At 59.9% G+C, this 15,568-nt stretch carries 13 protein-coding genes; 8 read left to right on the forward strand and 5 right to left on the reverse strand.

The window, feature by feature from the left end:
• Nucleotides 1-287 precede the first annotated feature (287 nt).
• The 3 genes from MXF20_RS08015 (at nt 288) to uxuA (ending at nt 5,452) form a co-directional block, all read left to right on the forward strand.
• On the forward strand, nt 288-3,551 hold the full coding sequence (locus MXF20_RS08015) for a transporter substrate-binding domain-containing protein (RefSeq protein ID WP_325968688.1): 3,264 nt from the start codon (nt 288-290) through the stop codon (nt 3,549-3,551).
• Complete coding sequence (locus MXF20_RS08020) at nt 3,551-4,255, forward strand: response regulator transcription factor (RefSeq protein WP_021507618.1); 705 nt, start codon at nt 3,551-3,553, stop codon at nt 4,253-4,255. Before MXF20_RS08015 ends, MXF20_RS08020 begins: the two co-directional genes overlap by 1 nt.
• 132 nt (nt 4,256-4,387) lie before the next feature.
• Nucleotides 4,388-5,452 carry a mannonate dehydratase gene (uxuA, locus tag MXF20_RS08025; RefSeq protein WP_325968689.1) on the forward strand — a complete coding sequence of 355 codons (1,065 nt, stop codon included), beginning with the start codon at nt 4,388-4,390 and terminating at the stop codon, nt 5,450-5,452.
• Nucleotides 5,453-5,470: 18 nt separating this feature from the next.
• Here uxuA and MXF20_RS08030 read toward each other — a convergent pair whose 3' ends face one another.
• From MXF20_RS08030 to MXF20_RS08045, 4 genes are all read right to left on the reverse strand, one after another.
• Nucleotides 5,471-7,027, reverse strand: coding sequence for a DHA2 family efflux MFS transporter permease subunit (locus MXF20_RS08030; protein WP_325968691.1), 1,557 nt, complete (start codon nt 7,025-7,027; stop codon nt 5,471-5,473).
• The gene (locus MXF20_RS08035; RefSeq protein WP_325968693.1) at nt 7,024-8,064 is read right to left on the reverse strand and encodes an HlyD family secretion protein; all 1,041 of its coding nucleotides are present in this window, start codon (nt 8,062-8,064) and stop codon (nt 7,024-7,026) included. The genes MXF20_RS08030 and MXF20_RS08035 overlap by 4 nt, the downstream gene beginning before the upstream one ends.
• Nucleotides 8,061-8,606 carry a helix-turn-helix domain-containing protein gene (locus tag MXF20_RS08040; protein ID WP_325968694.1) on the reverse strand — a complete coding sequence of 182 codons (546 nt, stop codon included), beginning with the start codon at nt 8,604-8,606 and terminating at the stop codon, nt 8,061-8,063. The genes MXF20_RS08035 and MXF20_RS08040 overlap by 4 nt, the downstream gene beginning before the upstream one ends.
• 118 nt (nt 8,607-8,724) lie before the next feature.
• Nucleotides 8,725-9,633, reverse strand: a complete 909-nt coding sequence (locus MXF20_RS08045) for a LysR family transcriptional regulator (RefSeq protein WP_031279716.1) — start codon at nt 9,631-9,633, stop codon at nt 8,725-8,727.
• Between the two features lie 130 nt (nt 9,634-9,763).
• Between MXF20_RS08045 and MXF20_RS08050 the strand changes: the two genes are divergently transcribed.
• The gene (locus MXF20_RS08050) at nt 9,764-11,074 is read left to right on the forward strand and encodes an MFS transporter (protein WP_325968696.1); all 1,311 of its coding nucleotides are present in this window, start codon (nt 9,764-9,766) and stop codon (nt 11,072-11,074) included.
• A gap of 16 nt (nt 11,075-11,090) precedes the next feature.
• On the forward strand, nt 11,091-12,179 hold the full coding sequence (locus MXF20_RS08055; RefSeq protein ID WP_325968697.1) for a tartrate dehydrogenase: 1,089 nt from the start codon (nt 11,091-11,093) through the stop codon (nt 12,177-12,179).
• A 16-nt stretch (nt 12,180-12,195) separates the two neighbouring features.
• On the opposite strand, the gene MXF20_RS08060 is transcribed toward MXF20_RS08055, so the two are convergent.
• Nucleotides 12,196-13,140, reverse strand: coding sequence for a MurR/RpiR family transcriptional regulator (locus tag MXF20_RS08060; protein ID WP_325968699.1), 945 nt, complete (start codon nt 13,138-13,140; stop codon nt 12,196-12,198).
• A gap of 288 nt (nt 13,141-13,428) precedes the next feature.
• On the opposite strand from MXF20_RS08060, the gene MXF20_RS08065 reads away from it, so the two are divergent.
• Genes MXF20_RS08065 through MXF20_RS08075 form a run of 3 tightly spaced genes read left to right on the forward strand, consistent with a single transcriptional unit; the run spans nt 13,429 to nt 15,441 of the window.
• Nucleotides 13,429-13,737, forward strand: a complete 309-nt coding sequence (locus MXF20_RS08065; RefSeq protein ID WP_325968978.1) for a PTS sugar transporter subunit IIB — start codon at nt 13,429-13,431, stop codon at nt 13,735-13,737.
• A 59-nt stretch (nt 13,738-13,796) separates the two neighbouring features.
• Nucleotides 13,797-14,141 carry a PTS lactose/cellobiose transporter subunit IIA gene (locus tag MXF20_RS08070; RefSeq protein ID WP_325968700.1) on the forward strand — a complete coding sequence of 115 codons (345 nt, stop codon included), beginning with the start codon at nt 13,797-13,799 and terminating at the stop codon, nt 14,139-14,141.
• Entirely contained in the window at nt 14,134-15,441 is a 1,308-nt protein-coding gene (locus tag MXF20_RS08075; RefSeq protein ID WP_325968701.1) for a 6-phospho-beta-glucosidase, read from the forward strand. The genes MXF20_RS08070 and MXF20_RS08075 overlap by 8 nt, the downstream gene beginning before the upstream one ends.
• The last annotated feature ends 127 nt before the right edge of the window (nt 15,442-15,568 follow it).

Raw genomic sequence — 15,568 nt, forward strand, 5'->3', positions numbered from 1 at the left:
GCGATTAGCGTCGGGAAATTGCACCGGGATCAGCAGGAATGGCGAAGCAACGCGGTAATTTCAGCAAACAAAACTTACACTTACTAAAAATAGCAGCGCGCTTCGCTTCGGCGCGGTGGCACGTCTGGCCGGCACCCAGGCGTTTTCTCTCTTGTTTTTAAGAAATTTCTTAAGCGCGATTTAATTCTGCTTGTATTACGTGTCGCTGTTGAAAGGTGCCTGACGCGCAACGCGCCGTCAGAGAAGAAGCGCAGTCATCGTGGCGGCGCAGGCAACAGGCACAACGAGTGAAACCATCCGTGAGTAAACGCATCCTCAGCATGATTCTGTTACTGGGCTTCTGCCTGTCTGCCTGGGGTGCAACCACGTTAAATTTCTCGCCGCGCTATGGTCTGGTGGCACCCGAAGTGACGCTGCCGCTGCAGAGCCAGCAGTGGCTGAAACAGCATTCGGTACTGCGCGTCGGCGTGTGGAATAATCCGCTGCCGCCCTATTCCGTGTCGTTTGAAGCCAAAACCTACGAAGGTCTCTCGGCTGATTATCTGGCCATCGTGGCGAAGGCGCTGAATCTGCCCGTAAAAATAAAAGTGTATAAAACCCGGCTGGAGCTGGTGGATGCGCTCAACGACGGCGAAGTCGATCTGATTCCTTACTACACGCTGGCCGCCAATCAGGATACGCAGCTGGCGCTGAGCCTGCCGTACTCACTGGCGCGCAGCGTGTTAATCAGTAAACGTAACGCAACCTTCGATAATGAACTGAAAAATAGCCGCTATCGCCTGCTCTATTACGGTGACGCCGAACTCAAAGCGCTGCTGCACAAACGCTACCCGCGCGCCACGCTGGCACCGGCCTCGCCGCCGCTGTGGGCCTACACCGATACCGCCTTTAGTGAAAACACCCTGTTCTGGAGCAACACCGCGACCCAGCGCTTTCTCTCGCATCGCGGCTTACAGAACGTGATTGAAGCGCACAGCACCCCGTATACCAACGATGTCGATGCGCGCTTTGCCAGCAACCACGCCAATCTGCCGCTGATCAACGCCATTAATGAAATCCTGAAAAACATTCCGCTGCGCAACGCGGTACAGATTGCCGAAGCCTGGAGCCTGGATTATCAGTCAGTGGTGAAAAATTATCCCCTCGACCTGAGCGAACAAGAGGCGGCGTGGCTGGCAGAGCACCGGGAAATCACCGTCAACTACGATCCCTCGCACACGCCGTTTACCTTCGTTGATAACCGGCAGCGCGTGGTCGGCCTGAGCGTTGACCTGCTGAAAATGATTTCACAGCGCACCGGCATTCGCTTCCGCTATAACCCGATTCAGGGGTTGAGCAACATGCGTGACACGCTCAACCGCCAGCGCGATGCGATTATCGCCGTCAGCGATGCCACCGCGCAGCAGGACGACAAAATCCGCTACAGCCGTTCGTACATTTACTCGTCGTGGGTGGTCGTCACGCGCAAAGACAGCACCTGGAAAAGCTTCGATGAGATGGCGGGCAAGCGCATCGGCATCTATGAGCGCGCCTATTATCGCTACGATTTACGCGAGCGCTGGCCGGGCATCAACTTTGTCGAAAACGGCGTGTCGATCGATTCACTCGGCCAGTTGCTGGATAAGCAGCTGGATGGCTTTATCGTGCCGTACGAGTCGTCGCTGTTCCTGCTCAACAACCATTTCAGTGACAGCTTTAAAGTCGCCTTTGTCGCGCCGCTGCCGATGTTCCGTATGGCGATGGCGGTCAATGGCCAGGATCAGGTGCTGCTGTCGATTCTCAACAAAGCGCTGTCCGATATTCCGCAGCCGACCATGCAGTCGCTGATGGAGCGCTGGATCAAATACACGCCACCCGCCACCAGCACTTCGTGGCAAAGCTATCGCAGCTACATGCTGCGCATCGTCGCCGTGGCCGGACTGGGCCTGCTGTTTTTCCTGTGGCGTAACCATCTGCTGAAAGCCTCGCTGGCGAAACAGCGCGAGCACGAGCGTGAAATCAGCGAGCAGCTGGCGCATATCGAAGCGCTGATGGCCGACCTGCGTAAAGCCAACGAAGTTGCGGTGCGTGCCAGCGAAGCGAAAAGCACCTTCCTGTCGCACATGAGCCATGAAATTCGCACGCCGCTGGCGGCGCTGATTGGCCTGCTGGAGATTGAGCATCTCGGCCAAAGCGACGCACAGCAGCGGCAGAAAAATATTGATGTCGCCTGGGAGTCATCGCGATCGCTGCTGTCGCTGGTAGGCGATATTCTCGACCTGGCAAAAATCGAGTCCGGTCATTTCAGTATTCAGCTGCAGCCGATGTCGCTCAGCGAAGTGGTACATGACTGCGAAGCGCTGTTCCGCCAGGTGGCGCTGAATAAAGGCCTTGAGCTGAATATTGTGCTGGAGCTGACGCAGGATCAGGTGCTGTTCGACCCGGTAGCGCTGAAGCAAATCCTCTCCAATCTGGTGAGCAACGCCATCAAGTTTACCTCGCAGGGCGCAGTGGAAGTGGCGCTGTATCAGGCAGATAGCGCGCTGCCGGAGTATGTGCTGGAGGTGAGCGACAGCGGAGTTGGCCTGTCAGAAGAGCAGCAGCAGGCGATCTTCGAACCGTTTATCCAGGTCGGTCAGGGCAGCAATCGCGCCAGCGGCACCGGTCTGGGCCTGAATATCTGCCGCCGGCTGGCGGTAATGCTCGGCACCGAGCTGCACGTCGAGAGCGAACCGGGTGACGGCAGCGTGTTTATGCTGCGCTTCCGCGCGGAAGCGGCGCGTATTGCGCATGAGCAACCCGTGCTGCCGCAGCCGGTAGAGCCCGTAAAGCAGGCTGCGCTGCGCATTCTGATTGTCGATGACAACGCCACCAACCGCCTGCTGCTGGCTCAGCAGCTGCGCTATGCCGGGCACCATGTGCTGGTGGCCGACAGCGGTGCAGCCGCACTGGCGCTGTGGCGCGAGAATCAGCCGGATCGCGTGATTACCGATTGCAACATGCCAGAGATGGACGGCTTCGAATTCACCCGCCAGCTGCGCGCCGAAGAGAAACGCATGGTGCGACGTGCGGTGCCGGTTTACGGCCTGACGGCCATGGCCGAAGAGCGCGTGGCACAACTGGCGCAGGACGCCGGCATGAACGGCTGCCTGTTCAAACCGCTGGAGCGGGCGCAGCTGCTGCAGGTGATCACCGGCGCGCCGATGAATCACCTGCGCGACGATACTCTGCTGACGCTGGAGAACCTGGCGGCCAATAATCCGCAGGCGTGGCGCGACCTGGTGACCACCGCGCGCCAGCAGAACAGCTACGATCTCGCCCAGCTGACGCAGGCGGTGGCTGCGAACAATTTTGCTTCGGCGCGTCACGCCGCGCATCAGCTACTCGGCAGTGCCCGAATGCTGCGCGCCGAGGCTTTACAACATCGCTGCCGCGCCGCCGAACAGGCCGCGGAGCATCAAGATAGTGCGCTATTACAGCAGCTGCTGCCGGAGGTCGCCGGGGCGGTGGCCGAGCTGGATGCGCTGTTCCTGCGTGCCCTGGAAACGCCCATTCCTGAAGAGGTGATTTAATGAAAGAGAGCGCAATCTGGCAGATTGCCGTGCTGGACGATCATCCGCTGATCGGTAAAGCCATGCAGTACCGTTTAGCCCAGGAATCGCAGCTCGATCTGGCCGGGGCCTTTGCCCAGCGCCAGCAGCTGATGACCTTCCTGCAGCGCCACCCAATCGACATTCTGGTACTGGATTACATGCTGGGCGAAGACCAGCTCGATGGGCTGCAAATGGTGAAGCAGCTGCGCCTGCACTATCCGCAGCTGAAGATTCTGGTGTCGTCCGCGGTGGAGAAACCGGCGATTGTTCAGCTGTTGCTGAAAGCCGGCGTGCAGGGATTTGTCGGCAAAAGCCACGATCAGGAAGTGCTGATCGATGCCATTCATCAGATCTGTCGCGGCAAGCGTTTCCTGACGCCGGACATGATGCTGGAGCTGGATAAATTCCAGGAGAGCGACCGTGAAATGCACGACTACCTGACGCCGCGCCAGGCGGGTGACGACATCACCCTGTTGTTGCGCGAGCTGAGTCCGCGCGAAATCGAGGTGATTCGCTGCTATCTGGATGGGTTGAGCATTACGCAGATCGCCGGTAAATACGCGCGCAGCCGCAAAACCATCAGCGGTCAGAAGCAAACCGCGCTGCGCAAACTGGGGCTGCGTTCGGACCTGGAGCTGTTCAAGTACAAGCAGTACTTCAACCAGCTGGTGACGGCGCAGTAACCCGCCGCAGCGCGGATAAACCCGGTTCTGTGACGCGGATCAAGACTTAGTCGCTGCGTAATGCTGCCTCTGTGAATTCTAGTATGGTAGTTTAACACTTATCATACAGACACGATGACGGTGGATGACATAATGCAGCTGACAATGCGGTGGTTTGGTCCGAAGGAAGATAAGGTTTCGCTGGAATATATTCGCCAGGTGCCGGGCGTACGCGGCGTGGTGGGCGCGCTGTACGATGTGCCGGTGGGCGAAACCTGGCCGCAGGAGAAGATCCAGGCGCTGGTCGATCAGGTACATGCGGCCGGACTGACGGTTGAAGTGATTGAGAGCGTCAACATTCATGACGACATCAAGATCGGCCTGCCGAGTCGCGATCGTTACATCGCCAATTATCAGCAAAGCATCCGCAACCTGGCGGCCGCCGGGGTAAAAGTGATCTGCTACAACTTCATGCCAGTGTTCGACTGGATGAAGACGGATATGAATTACGTGCTGCCGGATGGCTCCATCACCATGGCCTTCGAGAAGCAGGGCATTGATAAAAGCCTCGACGAGGTGGTGAAAGAGGTGCTGGGCAGCGCCAACGGCTTCGCGCTGCCGGGCTGGGAGCCGGAACGGCTGGAAAAAATTCAGGAGCTGTTTGCCAAATATCAGGACGTAGATGACGCGAAGCTGCGCGAAAACCTCGCCTATTTCCTCAAAGCGGTGATCCCGGTGTGTGAAGAGGTGGGCGTGAAGATGGCGATCCACCCGGACGATCCGCCGTATTCGATCTTCGGTCTGCCGCGCGTGGTGAAGAACCGCGACGATCTCGACTGGATCTGTAACGTCGTCGATTCTGAAGCCAACGGCATCACGCTGTGCACCGGATCGATTGCCGAGGATCCACAGAACGATGTCTATGCCATTCTGGCCGAATTCTCGCGCCGCAAGCGCATCCCGTTTGCCCACGTGCGCAACATCAAGATCATCCGCGATAAAGATTTCTACGAGTGCGCGCATCCGACAGAGTACGGCTCGCTGGATATGTATAACGTGCTGCAGTCGATGTATGACAACGGCTTTGACGGCTATATCCGTTCGGATCACGGCCGCTTTATCTGGGGTGAAACCGGGCGGCCGGGCTACGGTTTGTACGACCGCGCGCTGGGCACCACCTATCTGCTGGGCCTGTGGGAAGCGCTGAGTAAGCGTTAAAGGACTACGATCTGGCGCTCACCCTTGCGGCTTTTTCAGTAACGGCACCAGCAGCGCCGCGACGAAAAATCCTGTCATGATCAGCCAGAACGCGTCGGAAAAAGCCTGGGTGCGCGCTTCACGCAGCGTCAGCGCCGCCAGCGACTGCAGCGCGGCCGTATGCGCGGCATCCGGGCTCAGGCCGCTGGCCATCAGCGCCTGAGCGCGCCCCTGCAGAAAATCACCCAGCGTCAGGCTGGCGCTGTTGAGATGATCCGCCAGCCGGCTAAAGTGCAGGTTGGTGCGGTCGTTGAGCACCGTACCGCACAGGGCAATGCCAATCGCGCCGCCAAGGTTGCGCATCAGATTGAACAGGCCAGACGCGAGCTTCAGGCGGGCCGGTGGCAAACTGCCCAGCGTCAGCGTCACCGTCGGCGCGACGGCAAACTGCTGCGCCATGCCGCGAAACGCCTGCGGGAACAGTAACTCCTTCGCGCCCCAGTCATGGGTAATCGGCACAAAGAAATGCATCGACAGCGCAAAACAGATCAGCCCGGCCGCCAGCAAAATACGCAGATCGACGCGGTTCGCCAGCCAGGCATACAGCGGGATCGACAGGATTTGAAACACCCCGGTAGAAAAGATCGCCAGTCCAGTCTCCAGTGCGCTGAAGCCGCGCACCTGGCTGAGAAACAGTGGCGTGAGATAAATGGTGGCGAAGATCCCCACGCCCGCCATAAACGAGAAGTAGCAGCCGAGGCTAAAGTCGCGGTCCTTCAGCGCGCGTAAATCGACGATCGGTTTGGCATGCCGCAGCGTGCGGATCACAAACAACACGCCCGCCGCCAGCGCAATCCAGCCGGTGGTGGCAATGGTGTCATCATCAAACCAGCCCCAGCGCGGCCCCTCTTCCAGTGTATATTCCAGACAGCCGAGCGACAGCGCCAGCAGCACGATGCTGAGATAATCCGCGCCGCGCAGCAGTTCACGGTTGGGCTGATCGATGTTCACCAACAGCGGAACCGCAATGGTGATGTAAATACCGGGAATAATGTTGATAAAAAACAGCCAGTGCCAGCTGAAATTGTCGGTGATCCAGCCGCCAACGGTCGGGCCGAGTGTCGGTGCCAGCGACGCCAGTGCGCCCACGGTCGCGGCGGCAATCACCCGCTGCCGGCCCTGGAAAAAGGCGAAGGCGGTGGTAAACACCAGCGGGATCATTGAGCCGCCCGCCAGCCCCTGCAGCGCGCGGAACGCAATCATGCTCTGAATGTTCCACGCCCAGCCGCACAGCAGGCTCATCAGCGTGAAACCGCAGGCCGAGGCGGCGAACAGCCAGCGCGTGGACAGCACGCTGGCCAGCCAGCCGGAGAGCGGGATAATAATGATTTCGGCGATCAGGTAGCTGGTCTGCACCCACACGGTTTCATCATCGCCCGCCGATAAACCCCCGCCAATGTCACGCAGCGAGGCTGAGACGATCTGGATATCCAGCAGCGCGATAAACATGCCGATGCACAGGGTGGCAAAGGCGAAAACTTTCCGGCTGACCGGCATCTGCGCGGGCGCGATCGGCGCGGCGGCCACGCGGCTCATCGCGCGCTGCGCTCATCGACGGTAACGGTCACCGACAGCCCCGGCCGCAACAGCCCGAGCGTGGCCGCATCGCCATCCAGCGCAATGCGCACCGGCACGCGCTGGACGATTTTAGTGAAGTTACCGGTGGCGTTTTCCGCCGGCAGAATGCTGAAGCGCGAACCGGTCGCAGGCGACAGGCTGGCGACATGCCCGCTGAAGGTGCGGCCCGGCAGCACGTCCGCGACAATTGTTGCCGTCTGGCCTGGCTGCATGTGCGCCAGCTGGCTCTCTTTGAAGTTGGCGTCAATCCACAGCCCCTGCGCCGGCACCAGCGACAGCAGCTGCGTGCCGCTGCTAACATACGAACCAGCCCAGGCGCGGCGATTGCCGATCACGCCATCAAACGGCGCGCGGATAGCGGTGTATTCCAGATTGAGCTGCGCCAGCGCCAGGCCGGCCTGCGCCTGCGCCAGCGCGGCGTGCGTCTGCTGCTCGCGCGCATCCAGCACTTGCAGCTGGCGTTCGGCGACCGTGCGATCGGCACGGGTTTTGCCCTCCTGCGCCAGCGCCTGATGGTAATCGGCCTGCGCATGATCGCGAATCTGCTGCGACACCGCAGCGCTGCTTACCAGCGCGTCATAGCGGCGCTGGTCAGCGGTGGTTTTCTGCGTCACCGCCTGCGCCGCCAGCAGTGCAGCACGCGCGCCGTCGATGGTGGCCAGCTGGAGCTGACGCGTGGCGGCGATATCCTGCAGCGCCGCCTGCTGCGCGGCGACTTCGCCCACCGCACGGTCAACCGCCGCCAGATAGTCGCGGTTATCCAGCTGTACCAGCAGGTCGCCCTTTTTAACCGCCGCATTATCCTGCACCGCCAGGGTCTGGACATAGCCGGACACTTTGGCCGAAATCGCACTGATATCCGCGCCGACGTAAGCATCATCGGTCGAAGGCATAAAGCGCGCGCTGTGCCACCAGTAATAGCCATAGCCTGCCAGCGCCACGCCGCCGCAGGCCAGCATCAGCAGCAGTGCCGCTTTTTTCCGCGTCAGGCTCATGGTTCGTTCCCGGCCACCGTCTGCGGGGCGAATTTTTGCGCCGTATCGCCCGCGCGCTTTCTCGCCAGATACTGCTGGCGATAGTGCATCATCGGGCTGGCCGCCGGGCCTGGCACCATCTGGTATTTGTCACTGGAGAGCGGCTGGCCGGTGGCGCTGTCGACCATTTGCGGCGTCACCGGGCGCTGGGTGGCGCTTTCAACCAGCTGCATCTGCCGCCCTTCCGGTGAAAAGTGGGTGCTGCCCCACTCGGCCAGCGCCAGTATTACCGTGCGAAAATCGCGGCCCGCTGCGGTGAGGTGGTATTCGTAGCGCGCCGGCGTGTCGCTGTAACACACCTTTGCCAGCAATCCATCCTCCACCAGCTCTTTCAGCCGGCGCGACAGAATATTGGGCGCCACGCCGCTGCTTTTCTGAAACTCATCAAAACGGGTAAAGCCGGCCAGCGCATCGCGCATGATCAGCATGCTCCAGCCGTCGCCGACGCGTCCAAGGCTGCGCGCGATAGGGCACGGCATATTACAGAGAGGTTGGTTTTTCATCGATCAGTGTCCGCAAAGGAGTGGTTGCGGAATACTGTTGCAGAGTAACTTTCATTTTGCAAGTCACTTGCAGAATGAAAGTAATAAACAGAACGTCAGCGCGCGCTCTGGCGCAGCCTCACAGCCTGTCGATCAATTCCTGCCGGTGGTCATGCAGCAGGCGCAGCATTTCACGCAACAGCGGATCTTCATTGCCCTTCTGCCACGCAATACTCAGCGGCAAACCTTTAATCTGCTCGGGTAACGTCAGCGCGATATAGCGCACGCTGTCGCTGTTCATGGTGCGATAAGAGGCTGGTACCACCGCCAGACCGAGGCCGGCGGACACCAGGCTGAGAATGGTTTGCTTCTCTTCGGCATATTGCGCGATATGTGGCGTCAGGCCGGCCTGCTTAAACAGGCTGATGGTGAGATCGTGGCTGTGCGGCCGGGTGCGGCGGTCGGGAATGATCATGGCTTCATGCTGAAAATCCGCCACCGTCACCTGCGCTTTATCCGCCAGCGGATGCGTCAGCGGCACTGCCAGCACGCAACTTTCGCGGGTAATAAAACGCAGCGCCAGTGACGCATCCATGCGCTGCGGCGCACGGATAATAATCATATCCAGCCAGCCGGATTTTAATTTAGGAATCAGGTTAAGGGTTTTATCTTCGATAATATGGATATCGCTCAGCGGATGACGCGGCACAAATAAATTCAGCAGTGCCGGCACTAAACCGCGCGCGGCGCTATCGATAGCCCCAATGCGTAATGTCCGGCGTTCATCTTTTAATCCGCCTTTAAAACGCAGCGCCAGCGCATCAAACTGATCGATCAGTTTTCCCGCTTCGTCAAAAAACAGGGCTCCCTCGGCGGTTAATGAAACATTGCGCGTTGAGCGGTTTAACAGGCGCACGCCGAGATCCTCCTCCAGCAGGCGAATAAAGCGGGAAAGTGATGCAGGCATCATTTCCATACTTTGTGCCGCCCGACCGAAATGCAGTTCTTTACCCACCGCGACAAAACAACGCAATTGATTTATATCCACATTTCCCTCACCGCACGATTATTCAAATAGTTTATATAATCCACGCCTGATGATCGCGCAATACAAACCTGCATACTGCATTCGACAACCAGAAAATAATACTACCCTACACAATCTGGAGCACTTTAATATGAACTCTCACCTCGAAAAAAGGGTGATGCGTAAAGTGACGTTGCGCATTGTGCCCTTCATCATGCTGCTCTATTTCATCGCGTTTCTCGATCGCGTCAATATTGGTTTTGCCGCGTTAACCATGAATCAGGATTTAGGTTTCTCGCCCACGGTATTTGGTTTTGGCGCTGGGATTTTTTTCCTCGGCTATTTTCTTTTTGAAGTCCCGTCGAATTTAATTTTGCACAAAGTGGGCGCACGCATCTGGATCGCCCGCGTGATGATCAGCTGGGGATTAGTCTCCGGCTGCATGGCGCTGGTGCAGGGCACCACCAGCTTCTACCTCCTGCGCTTTCTGCTCGGCGTGGCGGAAGCCGGTTTCTTCCCCGGCATCATTCTCTACCTCAGCTACTGGTTCCCGGCGGCGAAGCGCGCGCAGGTTACCGCCATCTTCATGGCCGCCGCCCCGCTCTCTACCGCGCTCGGCTCGCCGGTCTCTGCGGCGCTGCTGGAGATGCACGGTCTGCTGGGCTACGCCGGCTGGCAGTGGATGTTCGTGTTAGAAGCGATTCCGGCGTTGCTGCTGGGCATAGTGGTGCTGTTTTTTCTCACCGACCGTCCGGCGCAGGCTAAATGGCTGAACGCAGAAGAGCGGCGCTGGCTGCAGGAGACGATGCAGGCTGAAGAGCAGGCACGATCGACGCAGCACGGCCACAGCAGCGCCTGGCGCGGGCTGGCGGACAAGCGCGTACTGGCCCTGGCGCTGGTGTACTTCGGCACATCGGCCGGCCTGTATACGCTGGGGATCTGGTCACCGCAAATCATCCGCAGCTTCGGCGCCTCCTCGCTGGAAATCGGCTTCCTCAATGCTTTCCCTGCGGTGATCGGCGTGATCGGCATGATCCTGTGGGCGCGTCACTCCGATCGCCGTGGCGAGCGCAGCTGGCACGTCATTGGCGCCTGTTTACTGGCTGCCGCCGGGCTGATTTATGCCGGCAACGTCAGCACGCTGCTGGCGGTGATGATTGCGCTGACGCTGGTCACGGTCGGCATCAGCGCCTCCAAACCGCCGCTGTGGAGCATGCCGACGCTGTTTCTCAGCGGACCGGCCGCCGCCGCCGGCATCGCCACCATTAATTCCATCGGCAACCTCGGCGGTTTTGTCGGCCCGATGATGATCGGCGTGATCCGCCAGCAAACCGGCAGCTACACCTGGGGACTCTATTACGTCGCCGCGCTGCTGGTGCTGTCGGCGCTCATCGTGCTGATTCTCGCCGCGCGCACGCCAAACCCGCAAAGCGCCGATTTACCTCATCCTCATACCCATTAATTGACTGGAGAACACGATGCGTAACTACAAAATTGCCGCGATCCCGGCAGACGGTATTGGCCCGGAAGTGATTTCAGCGGGCGTTGAAGTGCTGCAGGCGCTGACGCGGCACGATGAGCAGCTGAAGTTTGATGTGCAGACCTTCGACTGGGGCTCGGATTACTACAAGCAGCACGGCGTGATGATGCCGGAAGATGGCCTGCAAACGCTGAAGCAATTTGATGCCATCTACTTTGGCGCGGTGGGCGCGCCGGACGTGCCGGATCACATCACGTTGTGGGGGCTGCGCCTGCCGATTTGTCAGGGCTTCGATCAGTACGCCAACGTGCGGCCCACCAAAATTCTGCCGGGCGTAATCTCGCCGCTGCGCAATCGCGGACCGGGCGATCTCGACTGGGTCATCGTGCGCGAGAATTCGGAAGGGGAATACTCCGGCAACGGCGGCCGTGCGCACCGCGGTCTGCCAGAAGAAGTCGGCACCGAAGTGGCGATCTTCACCCGCGTGGGCGTAACGCGCATCATGCGCTACGCCTTTAAACTGGCGCAGTCGCGGCCGCGCAAACTGCTGACGGTGGTGACCAAATCCAATGCCCAGCGGCACGGCATGGTGATGTGGGATGAAATTGCGGCGGAAGTGGCGCAGGAGTTTCCGGATGTGCAGTGGGACAAGATGCTGGTGGATGCCATGACGCACCGCATGACGCTGCACCCGAAATCGCTGGATACCATCGTCGCTACCAACCTGCATGCGGATATTCTTTCCGACCTCGCCGGTGCGCTGGCCGGCAGTCTCGGCGTCGCGCCTACTGCCAACATCGATCCGGAGCGGCGTTTTCCGTCAATGTTCGAACCGATTCACGGCTCGGCGTTTGATATCACCGGCAAAGGCATCGCTAACCCGATCGCCACCTTCTGGACCGCGGTGCAGATGCTGGAGCATCTGGGCGAACGCAACGCGGCCGCGCTGATCATGCAGGGCATTGAGCACGTGTGCGCGGCGGGCATTCTGACGCCGGACGTCGGCGGCAGCGCCACCACCGCTGACGTGACGCGCGCGCTGGTGCAGTTTATTGAAGCCAAATCTCAGGTGGCGGCAACCGCCTGAACAGAAAGGCGGGGTGTTACAGCGCCGCCGCCAGCCGGTCCAGCGCCAGCAGAATGCCATAGCGCCGCGCCGGTGCTGCATCCGGCAGCGGCAGCCAGTAGTTGGCCTGGCTGGCGAGATCCAGCGCCGCCGGGCACAGCGCCATCACTGGGGTCTGCTGGATGTGAGCGTGATGCACCGCGCTGAGCACGCTGCTGTTGATGGTGTCCGGCGCGAGGATCAGCAGCAGATCGTCCGGCTGCAAACGGCTGAGCGTCAGGCGCAGCAGGTTGTCGTCCTGGATCCACGCCAGCGCCAGCCCGGATTCACTCAACCGCTGCTGCACTTCCGCCACCAGCGGCGTGTGCTGGCCGGCGGCACCGATCAGCAACACGCTGCGTGCCTGACGCAGCGCCTGCGCCGCCTGCTGCCAGCGGCTGTCATCCAGCTGCTGCCACTGCTGGGTCAGCGCCTGATGCAGACTCGCCAGCTGTGGCACCGCACCGTGGCTGGAAGTAGCCGGTTCGGCGCTGGCGCGTGCCAGCCGCATGCGCAGATCGCGAATGTCGTCGCAGCCGACCGAACGGGCAAAGCGGGTAATGGTCGCCGCACTGACTTCCGCCCGGCTGGCCAGCTGTTCAATGGTGGCCGAGGCCGCGAATGCGGCGTCACGCAGGATGGCGCGCGCCACCCGCTGCTCCTGCTGGCTGAGCGAGGCCTGTCGCTGACGAATCACCGTCATAAACGCGCTCTCCTGCTGGCCGGCCTGCCGCACCTGATGCAGAAAATCATCCAGATTGGGATAGCCCGCCGAAGCAGCAAAACGCTGAAGCACGGCCGGGCTGACGCCTGCCTGCGCCGCCAGGCTCTCCATGGTGGCCTGCGCGCTGGCGTGCAGGTTCTCCAGAATAAATCGCGCCAGCTTTGATTCCTGCGCATCAAAGCGCGCCGACTGCTGCTGCAGTTGCCAGACAATATCCATTAGCTCATCACATCTCCGGTAACGAACCCTCATGATGCATGAAAATATTTTTCATGGTGATATTTTTTTCACTTTTTCGCAGTGAAATTTCCTGGAATGATATTGCAGTAAGCGAAAAATTATCGTCCCGATCACATCAGTGAAAATTATTTTCATATGCATTTTGTGATTAATACTATGATTTTAAACACTTTAAATCCTCTTCATCACAAAATCCTCTGGCCGCAGGGTATTTACACTCTGGATGAGACAGGTCTTAAATGCCGGAGTCAATTCACACGAGGATAAATTATGCGCATCGTACTTTGCTGTGCTGCCGGAATGTCCACCAGCATGCTGGTGAATAAAATGCAGAGCGCCGCTCAGGGCCGCGGGCTGGCGATCGATATCCAGGCCGTGCCGGTGGCCGACTTCGAACGCATCCTGCCGGACGCAGACGTGGTGCTGCTCGGCCCGCAGGTGCAGTTTGAAGCTGCCCGTCTCACCGCCATCGCCGCCCCGCAGGGCAAGGCGGTCGCCGTGATCGATATGATGGATTACGGCATGATGCGCGGCGAACAGGTGCTGGATAAAGCGCTGGCGCTGCACGCTTCCTGATTTTCCGTTTCCCCTAATCCAACTGACAACACACGGCGCTGCGCTGTGGGAGATTCTGCATGCCTGAAGATGACGTAATGGTGGTTCCGGAAGAGGAGATCATGCTGCTGCTGGTGCAGGCCGGGGCCGCGCGCAGCGCCGCACTGAGCGCGCTGCAGCTGGCGCGTGCCGGGCAGTTTGATGCGGCACAGCAGCAGCTGGCGGTCGCGCGGGAAAACGTGAGCAGCGCGCACCAGCAGCAGACGGCGCTGATTAGCCTTGATGAAGGCAGCGGCCGGCTGCCGGTTACCCTGATTCTGGTACATGCCCAGGATCACCTGATGAACGCCATGCTGATTCAGGATTTAGCGGGCGAAATCATTGAACTCTATCGCCGTACCACGGCAGGAGAAAACGATGCTTAAGATAGCAATCATTGGCGGCGGCAGCAGCTATTCGCCGGAGCTGGTGGAAGGGATTATCAACCGCTATGCGCAGCTGCCGGTAACCGAACTGGCGCTGGTGGATGTGGCGGCAGGACGCGAAAAGGTGCAGATCATCGCCGATCTCACGCGCCGCATGCTGCAAAAAAACGGCCTGGAGCAGGTGAAAGTCAGCGTGCATTTCACGCTGGATGAGGCGATTCTCGGCGCGCGCTTTGTGCTGACACAGCTGCGCGTCGGCCAGCTGGCGGCACGCGCCGCCGATGAACGCCTCGGCCTGAAATATGGCCGGCTCGGCCAGGAAACCACCGGCGTCGGCGGCTTCGCCAAAGCGCTGCGCACTATTCCGGTGATGCTAGAGATTGCGCGTAAAGTGGAACAGCTGGCGCCGGACGCCTTCATCATTAACTTCACCAATCCGGCGGGTATCGTCACCGAAGCGGTGGCGCGCTTCAGCAACGCGAAAATCATCGGCCTGTGTAACGTGCCGGTGAATATGCACCATATGATCGCCGGTATGTTACAGGCGCCGTTTGACGAGGTGGCGCTGCGCTTCGCCGGACTGAACCATCTGGTGTGGGTGCATCAGGTGCTGTGCCGCGGTCAGGATGTGACCCGTCAGGTGATCGAGCAGCTGTGCGAGGGCCAGTCGCTGACCATGAATAACATCAAAGAGATGCCGTGGTCGCCGGCGTTTCTGCGGGCGCTGCAGGCGATTCCCTGCCCTTATCACCGCTACTACTGGCAAACGCCGCAGATGCTGGCCGAAGAGCAGGAGAAAGCGCAGCACGGCCAGGCCGGAACGCGCGCCGAACAGGTGATGAAAGTGGAAGCCGAGCTGTTCGCGCTGTATGCCGATCCGCAGCTGGCGCACAAGCCGGAGCAGCTGAGTTTTCGCGGCGGCGCGTATTACTCCGAAGTTGCCGTTGAGCTCATCAGCGCCATCCATAACAATAGCGGGCAAAATCTGGTGGTGAACTGCCAGAACCGCGGGGCGATTCACGGTCTGCCGGACGACGCGGTGGTGGAAGTCAACTGTGTGATCGATGCACAGGGCGCGCACCCGCTGGTGTTTGGCGCGCTGCCACCGCTGATGCACGGGCTGACGCAGCAGATCAAAGCCTTCGAGCGGCTGACCATCGACGCGGCGGTGCACGGCGATCGCGGTGCCGCGCTGCTGGCGCTGGTCGGCAACCCGCTGGTCGGCGACGTCGCCAGCGCCGAAGCGCTGCTGGACGAGGTGCTGACGCTGAATCAACCGTGGCTGCCGCAGTTTGCGTGATATCCCTGTCGCAAACCGCATCCCGGCCATCGCGGCGCGTTTCATCGCGCAATAAATTGCGCCGCGACGACCGGGTGCCGGTATCCGCTGCCGCGCCGAAATGACACGCATTGACCTGTTAATTTGT

Source organism: Pantoea dispersa (assembly GCF_035783935.1).
GTDB classification, from domain to species: Bacteria; Pseudomonadota; Gammaproteobacteria; order Enterobacterales; family Enterobacteriaceae; genus Pantoea; species Pantoea dispersa_C.

Excerpts from the sequence above, each read along its gene's own strand:
- MXF20_RS08020 (WP_021507618.1), top strand. The coding sequence starts at position 3,551 with ATGAAAGAGAGCGCAATCTGGCAGATTGCCGTGCTGGACGATCATCCG.
- uxuA (WP_325968689.1), top strand. The coding sequence starts at position 4,388 with ATGCAGCTGACAATGCGGTGGTTTGGTCCGAAGGAAGATAAGGTTTCG.
- MXF20_RS08030 (WP_325968691.1), bottom strand. The coding sequence starts at position 7,027 with ATGAGCCGCGTGGCCGCCGCGCCGATCGCGCCCGCGCAGATGCCGGTC.
- MXF20_RS08035 (WP_325968693.1), bottom strand. The coding sequence starts at position 8,064 with ATGAGCCTGACGCGGAAAAAAGCGGCACTGCTGCTGATGCTGGCCTGC.
- MXF20_RS08040 (WP_325968694.1), bottom strand. The coding sequence starts at position 8,606 with ATGAAAAACCAACCTCTCTGTAATATGCCGTGCCCTATCGCGCGCAGC.
- MXF20_RS08050 (WP_325968696.1), top strand. The coding sequence starts at position 9,764 with ATGAACTCTCACCTCGAAAAAAGGGTGATGCGTAAAGTGACGTTGCGC.
- MXF20_RS08055 (WP_325968697.1), top strand. The coding sequence starts at position 11,091 with ATGCGTAACTACAAAATTGCCGCGATCCCGGCAGACGGTATTGGCCCG.
- MXF20_RS08060 (WP_325968699.1), bottom strand. The coding sequence starts at position 13,140 with ATGGATATTGTCTGGCAACTGCAGCAGCAGTCGGCGCGCTTTGATGCG.
- MXF20_RS08070 (WP_325968700.1), top strand. The coding sequence starts at position 13,797 with ATGCCTGAAGATGACGTAATGGTGGTTCCGGAAGAGGAGATCATGCTG.
- MXF20_RS08075 (WP_325968701.1), top strand. The coding sequence starts at position 14,134 with ATGCTTAAGATAGCAATCATTGGCGGCGGCAGCAGCTATTCGCCGGAG.